General features: G+C 40.2%; 1 tRNA gene. It reads left to right on the top strand.

Annotation, left to right across the window (positions count from 1 at the left end):
• Positions 1 to 5 precede the first annotated feature (5 nt).
• Positions 6 to 81, top strand: a tRNA-Ala gene (locus AC25JC_RS17365).
• Positions 82 to 306 lie beyond the last annotated feature (225 nt).

Raw genomic sequence — 306 nt, 5'->3', positions numbered from 1 at the left:
AAGCTGGGGACTTAGCTTAGTTGGTAGAGCGCCTGCTTTGCACGCAGGAGGTCAGGAGTTCGACTCTCCTAGTCTCCACCATACATTGCTACGCAATGTATAGAGAACGAAGCTAAAATAAACAATCAAACGATTGTTAGCTTAGTCCTTAAGCGATCAAGTGTTTAGGTTATAGAGCTTAGCAACAAAGTGGCGTATGATTCGCTCCATTGTTATTAAGCTCTGTGATTTATCACAGTTTCCTGACCTGACGAAGGCTGGAAAAATCATTAACAGAATATATTTGAGTTGAAATAATTTGTTCAT

It is taken from the genome of Acinetobacter sp. P37 (assembly GCF_057480965.1).
This window is presented reverse-complemented; position numbering and strand designations above follow the sequence as displayed.